Origin of the sequence: Streptococcus sobrinus DSM 20742 = ATCC 33478 (assembly GCF_000686605.1) — a bacterium.
GTDB lineage: Bacteria > Bacillota > Bacilli > Lactobacillales > Streptococcaceae > Streptococcus > Streptococcus sobrinus.
Window position 1 is genome coordinate 1 of record NZ_JMLC01000026.1, and the last position, 15259, is coordinate 15259.

The 15259-nt window shown below is 44.8% G+C and carries 12 protein-coding genes and 1 pseudogene; 10 read left to right on the forward strand and 3 right to left on the reverse strand.

Features of this window, described 5'->3' with window-relative positions:
• The 7 genes and pseudogenes from BS63_RS1000000112050 to recG form a co-directional block, all read left to right on the forward strand.
• A pseudogene (locus BS63_RS1000000112050) lies at positions 1–150 on the forward strand (ISAs1 family transposase); the annotation flags it as partial.
• Between the two features lie 183 nt (positions 151–333).
• Positions 334–2868 (forward strand): preprotein translocase subunit SecA, encoded by a 2535-nt coding sequence (secA, locus tag BS63_RS0108375; protein WP_028798540.1) that lies wholly within the window; start codon positions 334–336, stop codon positions 2866–2868.
• A 247-nt stretch (positions 2869–3115) separates the two neighbouring features.
• Positions 3116–4147 (forward strand): 3-deoxy-7-phosphoheptulonate synthase, encoded by a 1032-nt coding sequence (locus BS63_RS0108380; protein ID WP_002961387.1) that lies wholly within the window; start codon positions 3116–3118, stop codon positions 4145–4147.
• Between the two features lies 1 nt (position 4148).
• Positions 4149–5198: a 3-deoxy-7-phosphoheptulonate synthase gene (locus BS63_RS0108385; RefSeq protein WP_002961388.1), complete on the forward strand. Its 1050-nt coding sequence runs from the start codon at positions 4149–4151 to the stop codon at positions 5196–5198.
• Between the two features lie 247 nt (positions 5199–5445).
• Positions 5446–5799 carry a holo-ACP synthase gene (acpS, locus tag BS63_RS0108390; protein WP_002961390.1) on the forward strand — a complete coding sequence of 118 codons (354 nt, stop codon included), beginning with the start codon at positions 5446–5448 and terminating at the stop codon, positions 5797–5799.
• Positions 5800–5835: 36 nt separating this feature from the next.
• Entirely contained in the window at positions 5836–6939 is a 1104-nt protein-coding gene (alr, locus tag BS63_RS0108395; protein WP_002961392.1) for an alanine racemase, read from the forward strand.
• A 406-nt stretch (positions 6940–7345) separates the two neighbouring features.
• Positions 7346–9361: an ATP-dependent DNA helicase RecG gene (gene recG, locus BS63_RS0108400; protein WP_002961394.1), complete on the forward strand. Its 2016-nt coding sequence runs from the start codon at positions 7346–7348 to the stop codon at positions 9359–9361.
• A 78-nt stretch (positions 9362–9439) separates the two neighbouring features.
• Here the strand turns inward: recG and BS63_RS0108405 are convergent, their stop codons facing one another.
• Positions 9440–9802 carry a carboxymuconolactone decarboxylase family protein gene (locus tag BS63_RS0108405; protein ID WP_002961396.1) on the reverse strand — a complete coding sequence of 121 codons (363 nt, stop codon included), beginning with the start codon at positions 9800–9802 and terminating at the stop codon, positions 9440–9442.
• An 86-nt stretch (positions 9803–9888) separates the two neighbouring features.
• On the opposite strand from BS63_RS0108405, the gene BS63_RS0108410 reads away from it, so the two are divergent.
• A complete protein-coding gene (locus tag BS63_RS0108410; RefSeq protein ID WP_002961398.1) occupies positions 9889–10236 on the forward strand; it encodes a MerR family transcriptional regulator in 348 nt (115 codons plus the stop codon).
• 62 nt (positions 10237–10298) lie between these two features.
• Here the strand turns inward: BS63_RS0108410 and BS63_RS0108415 are convergent, their stop codons facing one another.
• The gene (locus BS63_RS0108415) at positions 10299–11264 is read right to left on the reverse strand and encodes an asparaginase (RefSeq protein ID WP_002961400.1); all 966 of its coding nucleotides are present in this window, start codon (positions 11262–11264) and stop codon (positions 10299–10301) included.
• A 71-nt stretch (positions 11265–11335) separates the two neighbouring features.
• Between BS63_RS0108415 and BS63_RS0108420 the strand changes: the two genes are divergently transcribed.
• The gene (locus tag BS63_RS0108420) at positions 11336–12748 is read left to right on the forward strand and encodes a Cof-type HAD-IIB family hydrolase (RefSeq protein WP_002961402.1); all 1413 of its coding nucleotides are present in this window, start codon (positions 11336–11338) and stop codon (positions 12746–12748) included.
• A 160-nt stretch (positions 12749–12908) separates the two neighbouring features.
• On the opposite strand, the gene BS63_RS0108425 is transcribed toward BS63_RS0108420, so the two are convergent.
• Complete coding sequence (locus BS63_RS0108425) at positions 12909–13358, reverse strand: universal stress protein (protein ID WP_002961404.1); 450 nt, start codon at positions 13356–13358, stop codon at positions 12909–12911.
• Positions 13359–13603: 245 nt separating this feature from the next.
• Here BS63_RS0108425 and BS63_RS0108435 point away from each other — a divergent pair, with 245 nt between their 5' ends.
• The gene (locus BS63_RS0108435; protein WP_002961406.1) at positions 13604–14818 is read left to right on the forward strand and encodes a pyridoxal phosphate-dependent aminotransferase; all 1215 of its coding nucleotides are present in this window, start codon (positions 13604–13606) and stop codon (positions 14816–14818) included.
• Positions 14819–15259 lie beyond the last annotated feature (441 nt).

Genomic DNA, 15259 nt, shown 5'->3' on the forward strand with positions numbered 1-15259 from the left:
AATAAACAATTAGCTTTTAACTTGAACGTGCTGGATAAGTTTTGTTTAGCTGTGCTTAAACAGTTAGATGTTGGCAAGAAAATGAGTTTGAGACGGAAAAAATTCAACTTAGGGATGAACTTTGACCAGTATTTGAAGAAATTAATCTAGTCAAAAAAGTGATCGTCTATGGTAAAACAGAGAAGAAACATTCATGCGTTTGTCGTGGAACTTTGCTTGAATTCTTGTCTAGGGTAGGCAATTATGATAAAATATAGTACTGACTATAATAACCGAACCGCCCTAGTCCAAAGGACAAATTTCGGGGTTGTGTTTATGAAAAAAGGAAAAGAGATGGCAAATATTTTACGCAAGGTCATTGAAAATGACAGAGGCGAAATTAGAAAATTAGAAAAGATGGCCAAGAAGGTCGAAGCTTATGCGGACGAGATGGAAGCATTGCCGGACTCCGAACTTCAAGCCAAAACTGAAGAATTTAAGAAGCGTTATCAAGAGGGAGAGACGCTGGATCAATTGTTATATGAAGCTTTTGCGGTTGTCCGTGAAGGAGCTAAGCGAGTGCTGGGACTCTATCCCTACCGTGTGCAAATCATGGGGGGAATTGTCCTACACAATGGTGATGTTCCTGAAATGCGGACCGGTGAAGGTAAGACCCTGACAGCAACCATGCCCGTTTACCTCAATGCTCTAGCTGGAGAAGGTGTGCATGTTATCACCGTCAACGAATACCTGTCAGCTCGTGATGCGACTGAAATGGGTGAACTCTACAGCTGGCTAGGTCTCTCAGTTGGGATCAACCTGTCTTCTAAGTCGCCGATTGAAAAACGGGAAGCCTACAACTGTGATATTACCTACTCAACCAACTCAGAGGTTGGCTTTGACTACCTCCGTGATAATATGGTTGTCCGCAAGGAAGACATGGTGCAACGACCACTCAATTATGCCTTGGTCGATGAGGTCGACTCAGTTCTGATTGACGAAGCCAGAACTCCTCTGATTGTATCTGGTCCTGTTAGTTCAGAAACCAGTGCCCTCTATACTCGGGCCGACAAGTTTGTTAAGACCTTGGAATCGGTGGATTACGCTATTGATGTCCCTTCCAAGACCATCGGTCTGATGGACTCAGGGATTGATAAGGCTGAGGAATTCTTTAACTTGGAAAACCTCTACGACATTGACAATGTTGCCTTGACCCACTATATTGACAATGCTCTGCGGGCCAACTATATCATGACCCTCAACATGGACTATGTGGTTTCTGAAGGCGAAGTTCTTATCGTCGACCAATTTACTGGTCGGACCATGGAAGGTCGTCGTTTCTCTGATGGTCTTCACCAAGCTATTGAAGCCAAAGAAGGCGTGCCGATTCAGGACGAATCTAAGACTTCAGCTTCTATTACCTACCAAAATATGTTTCGGATGTATCGCAAGCTGTCTGGGATGACAGGTACTGGTAAAACCGAAGAAGAGGAATTCCGTGAAATCTATAATATGCGGGTGATTCCAATTCCAACCAACAAGCCGGTTCAACGGATTGACCATCCAGACCTGCTCTTTGCGACTACTGAAGCCAAATTCAGGGCTGTTATTGCGGATATTAAGGAACGCCATGAAAAGGGTCAACCAATTCTGGTTGGTACGGTTGCCGTTGAAACTTCTGATATGATTTCCAAGAAGTTGCAAAAGGCTGGGATTCCTCACGAAGTCCTCAATGCTAAGAACCACGAAAAAGAAGCGCAAATTATCATGAACGCTGGTCAACGGGGAGCCGTGACCATTGCGACCAATATGGCTGGTCGTGGTACCGACATCAAGCTTGGTAAGGGCGTGGTTGAGCTAGGCGGTCTCTGTGTCATCGGTACCGAGCGTCACGAATCTCGCCGGATTGATAATCAGCTGCGGGGCCGGTCAGGTCGTCAAGGGGACAAGGGTGAATCGCAATTCTACCTTTCCTTTGAAGATGATTTGATGAAACGCTTCGCTTCTGATCGGGTTAAGGTCTTCTTGGAGAGACTCCTGCCAGAAGACGAAGATGTGGTCATCAAGTCGCGCATGTTGACCAGTCAGGTAGAATCAGCCCAAAAACGAGTTGAAGGTAATAACTATGATATCCGTAAGCAAGTCTTGCAATACGATGATGTGATGCGGGAGCAGCGTGAAATCATCTATGCTGAACGTTATGATGTCATCACGGCTGAGCGTGATCTTGGGCCAGAAATCAAGGCTATGATTAGACGGACAATAGACCGCACTATTGACGGTCATAGTCGCAACAGCGATGTCGATGAAGCCTTAGAAGCTATCCTAAATTTTGCTCATAATAATCTTTTACCAGAGGATTCCATTAGCATTGATGATTTGGATGAATGGACCTATGAGGAAATGAAGGATAAACTCTATGAGCGGGCCATGGAAGTTTATGATTCCCAGATTGCTAAACTGCCTGATCAGGAGTCTGTCATTGAGTTCCAGAAGGTGTTGATCCTGCGTGTGGTTGATAATAAATGGACTGACCACATTGATGCTTTGGATCAATTGCGGAATTCCGTTGGTCTGCGGGGCTATGCGCAAAATAATCCAATCGTTGAGTACCAATCCGAAAGTTTCCGCATGTTCAATGATATGATTGGGGCTATTGAATTTGATGTTACCCGCTTGATGATGAAAGCCCAAATTCACCAACAAGAGCGTGAAAAGACAACGGCTCAAGCTCGGACAACTGCAGTAGGAAACATTGCTGCTCAAAAAGCTGACCAAGTTGTGGCAGACAAAGATTTGGACTTTACCAATGTTAAACGCAATGATCCATGTCCATGTGGTTCCGGCAAGAAATTTAAGAATTGTCACGGCCGTCATCGGGCAAGCTAAGCTGCCTTAATTTGTTCGTTGTCCTTGCTGGACTGGCCAGCGGTTTTGAGCATCTTAGAGCTGCATGATTATTCTGAAAACTAATTGAAATAAGGTTAGAAAGTGGTATAATGTATCCTATATCACTTTTATTTTTGTAATTTAAACAGGTAACTGGTGAAGTTCTACTTTTTTGAAAGTTGCCAGTATTTGGTTTTGAAAATAGGCCTAAATCTGGCTTTGTTATCATATTGAAAGGGAGGTAAGTATGACATTTATTCCAGAAAGTGACAAGATTGATGTAGAAAAGGTTCGGCAGATTTCCAAATTAAGTGGTGATACTTTAGCCAAAAAGGAAGCACGTGACAAAGAACTAGAAGCTATTATTAAGGGTGAGGATGATCGTCTGCTCTTGGTGATTGGCCCATGTTCGTCAGACAATGAAGAGGCTGTCTTAGATTATGCTCATCGCTTAGCCAGTTTGCAAGAAGAAGTCAGAGACCGTATCTTTATGGTTATGCGGGTATACACAGCCAAACCAAGGACTAATGGGGATGGTTATAAGGGGCTGGTGCACCAGCCTGATGCCCAAGGCCAACCCAACCTGATTAACGGTATCAAGGCCGTTCGTAATCTCCACTATCGTGTAATTACTGAAACTGGACTGACCACAGCAGATGAAATGCTTTACCCTGAAAACCTCTCCTTGGTCGATGATTTGGTATCCTATATTGCTATTGGGGCGCGTTCGGTTGAAGACCAGCAACACCGTTTTGTGGCTTCAGGAATTGATGTTCCAACAGGAATGAAGAATCCAACTTCGGGGAACCTCAATGTCATGTTTAATGGGATGTATGCGGCCCAATCTCAACAGAACTTCCTCTATAATGGTCAAGAAGTCAAGACTTCGGGAAATCCATTAGCTCATGCCATCTTGCGCGGTGCTCTCAACGAGTACGGCAAGAATATTCCTAATTACTATTACGATGACCTCTTGGAGACCATTGACCAATATGAGAAGATGGGCTTGGAAAATCCATTCATCTTGATTGATACCAACCACGATAACTCTGGTAAACAGTATATGGAACAGGTGCGGATTGTTCGCCAAACCCTGATTAACCGTGACTGGAATGAGAAGATTAACCAATTTGTTCGTGGCTTCATGATTGAGTCTTATCTAGAAGATGGCCGTCAAAACCAACCGGATGTCTACGGGAAGTCTATCACCGACCCTTGTCTGGGCTGGGATAAGACTGTAGACTTGATTCAGGAAATTTACGAAACACTAGGAAAATAATATGGGAATTCATCAAAAAAGCCAAAAAATCGATGTTGCTCAAGTTAAGCAACTGTCAAAACTTGAAGGGGAAGCTCTAGTAAAGAAAGAAGCTAGGGATAAAGAGCTGGATGCCATTATCAAAGGGGAGGACAAGCGTCTACTTCTGGTTATCGGCCCTTGTTCATCGGATAATGAAGAGGCTGTTTTGGAGTATGCTCGCCGCCTCTCTGCCCTACAAGCAGAAGTAGAAGACCGTATCTTTATGGTCATGCGGGTTTATACGGCTAAGCCAAGAACCAATGGTGATGGCTACAAGGGATTGATTCACCAGCCGGATACTTCAAAACTACCTGATTTGATTAATGGGATTGCGGCCGTTCGTAATCTCCACTATCGGGTCATTACCGAAACTGGTTTAACCACGGCGGATGAGATGCTCTATCCTTCAAATTTGCCCCTGGTTGATGATTTGGTGTCCTACCATGCCATCGGCGCTCGTTCGGTCGAAGACCAGGAGCACCGCTTTGTGGCCTCAGGGATTGATGTGCCAACCGGCATGAAGAATCCAACCTCTGGTAATCTCAATATCATGTTCAATGCCATCTATGCCGCTCAGAATCAGCAGAATTTCATCTACCATGATGCAGAAGTGGATACCGATGGTAACCCTCTGGCCCACGCTATCCTGCGGGGAGCAACCAATGAACATGGGGAAAATGAGCCTAATTTCTACTATGATATTTTGATTAAGGCTATTAAAAAATACCAAGATATGGGCTTGGAAAATCCTTTCATCTTGATTGATACCAACCATGATAATTCGGGTAAGAACTATTTGGACCAAATTCGGATTGTCCGTCAGACCCTGATTAATCGTGACTGGAATGACGAGATTAACAAGTATGTGCGTGGCTTTATGATTGAGTCTTACTTGGAAGATGGCCGTCAGGATAAGCCTGAGGTCTTCGGCAAGTCTATCACTGACCCTTGTCTGGGCTGGGATAAGACCGAAAAACTGATTCGGGAAATTTACCAAACTCTGGGTCAGGATTCCTTCGTTGAGTATTAAATAGCTAAGATTCGGGAGCTGGGGGATTCTCAGCTCCTTTGTCATGGCATGGATGCAGGACTTGGGGCGGCTGACCAGAAGAATCAGTTTATTTAAGCCTAGTTAGGGACTATTTGGCGGAAAAATATTACAATAAGAAGGAGCGTTCTGGGCAGGCTTTTTTATTCATTGGAGGGTAGAAAAATATTTACATTGATTATAAAGAGCTTTTCCAGTTGAGTTAGACTTTTATCTACAAGGAAAAATAATGATTATTGGACATGGGATTGATTTGCAGGAGATTTCACGGGTTGAGCAGGCCTACAAGCGCAACTCGGCTTTTGCCAAAAAGGTTTTGACAGATTTGGAATTTGAGCGTTTTGAATCGCTTAAGGGCCAAAGACAGATGGAATATCTAGCTGGACGTTGGTCGGCCAAGGAGGCCTTTGCCAAGGCCTGGGGGACTGGCATTGGCAAGCTACGTTTTCATGATATAGAGGTAGCGACCAATGAAAAGGGAGCTCCCATTATTACCAGCAGGGTCTTTTCAGGCCGGAGTTTTGTATCCATCTCCCACAGCGGAGGCTTTGTCCAGGCCAGTGTGATTTTGGAGGAAAATTAGACATTCATCTTAGAAAATTGTAAAAGAGGTTTTCATATGATTTCAAGTTTACACCGACCAACCTTAGCTAAGGTTGATTTATCAGCCATTTCCAGTAATATTAAAGAGGTTCAGAACCACATTCCTCAAGATGTCAAGACATTGGCAGTAGTTAAGGCAAACGCCTACGGTCATGGCGCGGTAGCTGTCGCCAATCATGTCCAAGACTTGGTGGATGGCTTTTGCGTTTCAAATATCGATGAAGGAATTGAACTGCGCCAAGCTGGGCTGAGAAAGCCTATTCTAATCTTGGGGGTGGTTCTGCCAGATGAAGTTTCCCTAGCACGAGATAACCGTTTAACGCTGACTATTGCCAGCTTGGATTGGTTGGAGATGGCTCAAGAGCAACAAATTGCCCTTGATGGCCTTCTGGTCCACCTTGCGGTAGATTCAGGTATGGGTCGTATTGGTGTCCGCAGTTTGTCTGAGGCTAATGAGCTAATTGCAGGTTTGAGGCAGGCTGGTAGCCAGGTTGAAGGGATTTTTACTCATTTTGCGACGGCCGATGAAGCTGATGACAGAAAGTTTCAGGAACAGCTGGCCTTTTTCAAGGAATTGGTGGCCGATCTTGACTACTGTCCAGAATTGGTTCATGCCAGCAACTCGGCAACCAGTCTCTGGCATAGCGAGGGGATTTTTACCGCTGTTCGGCTAGGCATAGTTATCTACGGTCTCAACCCTAGCGGTCAAGAATTAGCCTTGCCTTATACCGTTAAACCAGCCCTGAGCTTGGACACTGCCTTGGTTCATGTCAAAAAAATTCCCGTTGGAGCTGATGTTGGCTACGGTGCTACCTATACTAGTAGCCAAGAAGAATGGATTGGCACCTTGCCCATGGGCTATGCAGATGGCTGGACCCGAGATATGCAAGGCTTTGATGTTCTGATTGATGGTCAGAGATGTCCCATTGTTGGACGGGTTTCCATGGACCAGATTACTGTTAGGTTGCCAAAAAGTTATCCCTTAGGTACCAAGGTGACCCTGATTGGTCAAAATGGCAATCAGAGCATTTCAGCAACAGACCTAGCTACTTATCGCGGCACCATCAACTACGAGGTCCTCTGTCTGCTCAGCGACCGAGTCCCAAGAGAATATAAATAAGATTAGCCCCTAGGTTGGAATTCTGGCTTAAGGGCTTTTATACTCTTTGGAAATCAAAGTTTTCTGGTAGAAAAAGCAAATTTAAGACTTGCAACGGTAGCCACTATTGCAGTTTGCCTCTGCCACTCACAAACTTCAACCAGACAGTAAAAATAACTGTCTGCTTTTAATGTTTTATGTCGCAGTTTGCCTCACGCTGTCCTATTTGTCGAGGAAAGCGAAGCTTTATCTAGTACTAACCTCGAAGGGTCAGCCAGACCTTTTGAGCTATTTGCAGTCTCTTGCAAGGCCTCTAATACTAATTTTGCTCTTTTCCCTTGGTCATTTTCATCAAATATGAGTAGAAAAATAAGGGAGCCAAAGGCTTGCTTTAAGAGGAGGAGGTCAGGTGTGTTATAATAACATCATGTTATTTGACCAAGAAATTGCGGTACTAAAGGGCTTTGGACCCAAGTCTGCTGAGAAATTTACAAAATTAGGCCTCTATACAGTGGGCGACCTCTTGCTCTATTATCCTTTTCGCTATGAGGATTTCAAGGCTAGGTCGGTTGCCGATTTGGTTGACGGCGAGAAGGCGGTCATTACAGGCACCGTGGTGACCCCTGCTAATGTCCAGTACTATGGCTTCAAGCGAAATCGTCTTTCTTTCAAGCTCAAACAGGGCGAGGCCGTGATTGCGGTCAGCTTTTTCAATCAACCCTATCTGGCGGATAAGATTGAGCTGGGACAGGAGGTAGCTATTTTTGGTAAGTGGGACGCTCTCAAGTCGGCTGTGACAGGCATGAAGGTGCTGGCTCAAGTCGATGACGATATGCAACCAGTCTATCATGTCGCTCAAGGCATTTCCCAGAGTGCCCTGGTCAAGGCCATCAAGGCTGCCTTTGATAGCAGAGCTTTGGAGGAGCTGAAGGAAAACTTGCCCCAAGAATTGCTGGATAAATACCGGCTCTTAGATCGGCAGACAGCGACTAGGGCCATGCATTTTCCCAAGGATTTGTCTGAATACAAGCAGGCCTTGCGACGGGTTAAGTTTGAGGAGCTCTTTTATTTCCAACTCAATTTGCAGGTCCTCAAATCGCAGAATAAGTCAGAAACTAATGGTCTAGCTATCGCTTATGATGAGCAGGCTCTTAATAGACAAGTTGCCCAGCTTCCTTTTAGCCTAACTCAGGCTCAAAAGCGAAGTCTAGAGGAAATTCTAGCGGATATGAAGTCGGTTGCCCACATGAATCGCCTCTTGCAGGGGGATGTTGGCTCTGGAAAGACGGTTATTGCCAGCCTGGCCATGTATGCCAGCTATACAGCTGGCTTTCAATCGGCCCTGATGGTACCAACCGAAATCTTAGCCCAGCAGCATTTCGAGAGTCTAATCAAGCTTTTTCCCGACCTCAATGTTGCCCTCCTGACAGCAGGCATGAAGCCAGCAGTAAAAAAGGCTGCCCTGGCTGGGATTGCTGACGGTTCGGTGGATATGATTGTCGGAACTCATGCCCTGATTCAAGAAGGGGTTTCCTACCACAAGCTAGGCTTGGTCATTACCGATGAGCAGCACCGCTTTGGGGTCAATCAGCGACGGATTTTCCGCGAGAAGGGCGACAATCCCGATGTTCTCATGATGACGGCTACTCCTATTCCTAGAACCTTAGCCATTACAGCCTTTGGCGAAATGGATGTCTCCGTCATCGACCAGATGCCGGCTGGTCGCAAGCCCATCATCACCCGCTGGGTCAAGCATGAGCAGTTGGATGCCGTCCTGACTTGGTTGCAGGAGCAATTGGCCAAGGGAGCCCAGGCCTATGTCATTTCTCCCTTGATTGAGGAATCCGAGAGCCTCGATTTGAAAAATGCCTTGGACTTGCACCAAGAACTAGTAGATTTCTTTGGCAATCAGGCCCAGGTCGCCCTCATGCACGGTCGTATGAAAAATGATGAGAAGGACCAGATTATGCAGGACTTTAAAGAGGGCAAGTCCCAGGTGCTGGTGTCAACGACCGTCATTGAGGTTGGTGTCAATGTGCCCAACAGCACGGTTATGATTATCATGGATGCTGATCGCTTTGGTCTCAGCCAGCTCCATCAGCTGCGAGGCCGGGTCGGCCGAGGAGACAAGCAGTCCTATTGTGTCCTGGTGGCCAATCCTAAAAATGAGGTCGGTAAGCGACGGATGCAGGCCATGTGCGAGACAACCGACGGCTTTGTCCTGGCTGAGGAAGACCTGAAAATGCGGGGTTCTGGTGAAATCTTTGGCACCCGCCAGTCGGGAATTCCAGAGTTTCAGGTAGCTGATATTGTTGAGGACTACAATATCCTAGAGGAAGCCAGAAAGGTGGCTAGCCAAATTGTCGCCCAGAAGAATTGGCAGACTGACCCTCGCTGGGCCATGCTACCAGCCAACCTCAAAGAGCAAGGGGAGTTTGATTAAAAAGAGGACTAGGGCCAAGTTATTGAACTCAAAAAGCCGAGTCTGGTGATTATAGTCCAGATTCGGCTTTTTAACGATTTAAGCTAATACTTCCTGGATAACCTTGGCCGCATTTAAAACTCTAGCGATACCACAGTAGTTGATGTCTTGAAGCAAAATTTCAACCAATTCTTCCTTGGTAACGCCAGCTGATAAGGCCGCCTGGGTGTGCATCCGGAGCTGCTCTTCACAATCTCCCATAGCCAGCAAGGTTGAGACGGCAATCATTTCTCGTGTTCTTAGGGGTAGCCCCTCTCTTTTGTAGACATCCCCAAACATTTCGATAACCATTTTGGAAAGGGCGGGAGAGATTTGATCCAAATTTTCCTTGGTCGCCTGTCCCAATTCTCCATCAATTTCATTGAATTTTTCTAAACCGATGTCAAAGCGTGATTGTGTCATAAGATTTCTCTTTTCATTTTTTATTTCACAACTTCATGTGATATACTGATTGTAAAACTTGAAGTAAGGTTTAAGTCAAGGGAAAAATGAAAATTAGTGAATTTGCTCGGAAAACGGGTATAAAGGAAAGTACCCTAAGATATTATGAAAAGCAAGGTTTCTTGCAGATTCAGCGTCGTAATGGTATTCGGGAGTTTTCAGATAAAGATTTGGAATTTGCTGCCTTTATCAAGCGTTTAAAAGCTATGGGAATGCCTCTGTTGCAAATCAAACGCTACGCTAATTTGCGTTATCAGGGATCAGAAACTGTTCAAGAACGTTTTGAAATTTTACAAGAACATCAGCTCTTTCTTCAGTCAAAAATTGCTGACTATCAGACTTATCTGGAAAATTTAGAAGATAAAATGGCTATTTATCGTAGTATGATGAAATAAAAGAATGAGGCAGGCCAAGATGACTGAATAGAATTCATGTTGGTCTGTCTCACTCTTTTTTACTATCCTTCAATATATGCTTTCAATTGCGTTCCCCTCAATCCGGCACTGAGGGCAATGAGGAGTTTGAGTCTGGCCTTTTGGCTGTTGAGCTCCTTGACAAACATAACCCCAGCTTCCTGCAATTTGACGCCCCCACCAGGATAGACATAAACAGGCTCAGCAATACCGTTGAAGCAGCGAGAGACTAGGACGACAGGAATTCCATGGTCCATCAGCCATTCCAGTTCACTAGCAGCTTCAGGTGGGAGATTGCCAGCACCGAGAGCTTCAATAACCACACCATCAATCTTGTCGGGGTCCAAGAGGCTGATAATGCCATCGCCGACTCCCATGCCGGCATAGGCCTTGATGATAGGTACGGTTCCAGTGATGGTATCAAGATTAAAACGAACCCGAGGCTCGGCTGTCTTGAAGAAGAGAATCTCGTGTTTCATAATAATGCCCAAGGGTCCATGGGTCGGTGTGTTAAAAGTAGCGACATTAGTGGTGTGGGTCTTGGTCACGTATTTGGCGGCATGAATTTCATCGTTCATCACGACTAGGACCCCCTTGTCTGCCGCCTTATCATGGCTGGCTACCCGAATGGCAGACAGGTAATTATAGACCCCGTCGCTCCCCAATTCATTGGCAGACCGCATGGCACCAGTTAGGACAATGGGAATCCCAGGAATCGCCATGGTATCTAAAAAGTAGGCCGTCTCCTCTAGAGTGTCTGTTCCATGGGTGATAACCACACCATCGAATTGGTCGGCAGACTCTCTGATCTTATGGTAGAGGGCCAACATGTGATAGGGGGTCATATGGGGACTGGGAATATTGAGAAAGTCAATGACGGTTAATTCAATATTGGATAGATCCAAACCCACGTGGTTCATGGGGTTGTCTTCGCTTGGATTAACATGGCCTGAATCATCGGCCTGCATGGAAATCGTACCACCGGTATGGAGGACTAGGATTTTTTTCATCGTACTTTCTTCTTTCTGAAATTGTGCTATAATTTATTCTAACATAAAAAGACAAGAGAGGAGCCTAGGATTTGGCGGTTAAAGCGGTATTTTTTGACATAGATGGCACGCTTTTAAATGATCGTAAGAAGGTGTCACGGACAACCCAGAAAGCTATTGTTGAGCTGAAAAAACAGGGGATTTTTGTTGGCTTAGCAACAGGTCGAGGACCAGCCTTTGTGGCTCCCTTTATGGAAAATCTGGGTCTGGATTTCGCTGTCACTTTTAATGGTCAATATATTATCAGTCGGGACCGGGTCATCTATCAGAATCAGCTTCCCAAATCCACCGTTTATCGCCTGATTAAGTATGCTCAAGAGCGCAGGCGGGAGGTATCGCTGGGAACTTCTGTCGGCCTGTTGGGCTCTAATATCATCAATATGGGGACCTCTCGCTTTGGTCAGGTTGCCAGTCGCCTAGTTCCGGAACGCCTGACCAAGCTAGTCGAGCGCTCTTTTAAAAATATTATCCGCCGGATTAAACCCCAGAATTTGGGAACTCTTCAGACTATTATGCGAGAACCCGTTTATCAGGTGGTCATGGTGGCGACCGAAGGGGAAACCAGCAAGATTCAGGACAAGTTTCCTCATATTAAGATTACGCGGTCCAGTCCTTACTCGGCTGATTTGATTTCAGAAGGTCAGTCTAAGATTAAGGGGATTGAACGCTTGGGGCAGGCCTTTGATTTTGATCTTTCAGAGGTCATGACCTTTGGCGATTCGGAAAATGATATCGAAATGTTGCTTCGTTCAGGTATCGGTGTTGCTATGGGCAATGCGACCGAAGCTGCTAAACAGACCGCCCACTATATCACCGATTCTAATAATCAAAATGGAATTGCTAAGGCTTTATCCCATTACGGTTTGATTCATCTGGAAAGTGAAAATGATTTCTTATCCGATGATGAGAATTTCAACAAGGTCAGAGACTTTCACCGGCTTATGGATGGTGAGACCAACAATACTCCTCGGGTTTTCGGTTTAGAAGAGGCTAGCCATCGCGCCGATTTCAAACTGGAGGAAATTGTCGAGTTTATCTATGCGACGGCTAGCAGTAGAGAAGATTTTGCAGCGGCTATGACTAATCTGCATGCTGCGCTGGATAAGGCGGCTAGAAAGGTTCAGTCCAAGGAGCATCCAGAAAGCCCCTTAGTCGGCCAAGTTGATGCCTTAATTGATCTGCTCTATTTGACTTATGGCTCCTTTGTTTTAATGGGCGTGGATCCAAGCAGTGTCTTTAATAGTGTCCACGCTGCCAATATGGGCAAGATCTTTCCAGATGGCAAGGCCCACTTTGATCCTGTTACCCACAAGGTGCTAAAGCCAGATGACTGGGAAGCCCGCTTTGCACCAGAGCCTGCCATTAAGCGGGAAGTCGACCGCCAGCTGCGCAAAGCTCTGCGGCGTCAAACCGATGAGAGCAGTAGGGCGAAAGAGGAGGAGTGAGTCAAGGGCTTGCAGTGGCTTCGCTCAATCCCTTAATTATAATTACCTCGTTTAACAGCTGACCTTCACAGACTTAAAGCCCTCAAAGATTGGTAGCTGAAGTGGCTAATAAATAAAAGGCTCTCTATGCGGAGAGCCTTTATCTTATGGCAAGATTAGTTTACAAGGTTTTTTGTTCGTCACGGACCACCAAGATGTCGACCTTGGCATGGCGCATGATGTATTCAGATGAAGAACCAATTAAGAGCCGTTCAAAGTTGTTAAGACCAGTTGCCCCTAGCAAAATCAAATCTGTTTTCTCTTTTTGAGGAATATCAATAGCCAAGAGACGTTTAGGATTACCAAATTCAATAACCTTACGAACTTCCTTGACACCAGCATCCTTGGCGGTTTTTTCATAGTTATCTAAGAGAGTATCGGCTTCTTTTTCGAGATTTTCATAGGTGAAGGTATCAACCGCAGCAATATTTTGGATAGCCCTAGTGTCAATGACATGGGCTAGCACCAATTCGGCATCGTTACGTTTAGCGACTGCAATCCCTTTTTTGAAAGCTAATTCGGCTTGTTTAGAACCATCAACGGCAACTAGGATATGTTTATAGGCTTGCATAATATTTCCTCCTCTTATCTTATCAAAGGTTACCTAGCAGGAAGCCTCCGGCTGAGGCCTTTTCTGCTGTTTTATCTTTCTTGGTAAGGTTATTATAACTCTTTTTCATGTTTTATGAAAGCGATTACTGGAATTTTCCATGGATTTTTTGAAAATTTGATAACGAGCCTTTTAGGAAAGTCACCTAAAAATTTGTTTCAATTTTTAAGCAATTTAGCTATAATAGAACAACAGAGGTTACAAGTATGAAGCAATTTGATAAATCAACTAAACTTGAACACGTGGCCTACGATATTCGCGGTCCAGTTCTTGATGAGGCCAATCGCATGCTAGCCAATGGTGAGAAAATCCTCCGTCTCAATACAGGAAACCCGGCAGCCTTTGGTTTCACAGCACCTGACGAAGTTATTCGAGACCTGATTTTAAATGTTAGAGACAGTGAAGGCTATTCCGATTCTAAAGGAATCTTCTCAGCTCGAAAAGCCATCATGCAGTACTGTCAGACCAAGGGCTTTCCACCAGTTGATATTGATGACATCTATATCGGTAATGGGGTGTCAGAATTAATTTCCATGTCCCTACAGGCCTTGCTCAATGATGGTGATGAGGTCTTGGTGCCAATGCCTGACTATCCTCTTTGGACCGCCTGTGTTAGTTTGTCAGGAGGTAAGGCTGTCCACTATCTTTGCGATGAACAGGCTGAATGGTATCCTGATCTTGACGATATCAAGTCTAAAATTACTTCCAATACTAAGGCTATCGTGGTTATCAATCCAAATAATCCAACAGGAGCCCTCTATCCAAATGATATTCTGGAAGGTATTGTAGAAATTGCTCGGCAGAATGATTTGGTCATCTTTGCTGATGAAATCTACGATCGTCTGGTTATGGATGGTGCCAAGCATACAGCCATCGCTAGTCTGGCTCCTGATGTCTTTTGTGTCTCCATGAATGGTCTCTCCAAATCCCATCGTATCTGTGGTTTCCGAGTTGGTTGGATGGTTCTCTCAGGTCCTAAGACCCATGTGAAAGGCTATATTGAAGGGCTCAATATGCTCTCTAATATGCGACTCTGTGCGAATGTTTTGGCCCAACATGTTGTCCAGACTTCTCTGGGTGGCTACCAGTCGGGGGATGAACTCTTAATTCCCGGTGGTCGAATCTACGAGCAAAGGGAATTTATTACCAAGGCTATCAATGATATTCCGGGTCTGTCAGCCGTCAAACCCAAGGCAGGTCTCTATATTTTCCCTAAGATTGACCAGAATATGTATAAGGTTGACGACGATGAAGAATTTGTCCTGCGATTACTCAAGCAGGAGAAAGTTATGTTGGTTCCTGGTAAGGGCTTCAACTGGAATAAGCCTGATCATTTTAGAATTGTTTATCTGCCACGTGTGGAGGAACTAGCAGAGGTTCAAGAAAAGATTACCCGAGTTCTAGCTCAATATAAGCGTTAAATTAGTAAGAACCTCGTCTAGGCGAGGTTTTTTAGTATGTTCTGTAAAAGAAATCAAAATGCTAGTAAATTCCGAACGTTTACTATTAAATTGTAGAGATTTGAATATAATTTTGGAACTATAATAAATATTCTGATAATTATTTGCAATTTCAGAATTCCTCTGTTACAATGGGAGAAAATAAGGGTAGCTATGGACAAAGTCACTCTATTAATATGAATAGAGTAGCTACGAAAGCCACTATTGTAGCTTTCTATGTCCCTGACTAAGACGACAATGGAGTGGTAATTGATTCCTTTATCTCCGTGTCGCTAAGCCGTTAAGCGCTGCAAAGATTTTGACAATCCTGACAAAGGTGATTAAATACCTGGGAAAGATTGTCCATTTTCAAAGGAGTGTAGGCTAGGCGTGTTCGATTGAACAAATTTACGAATGCATTGA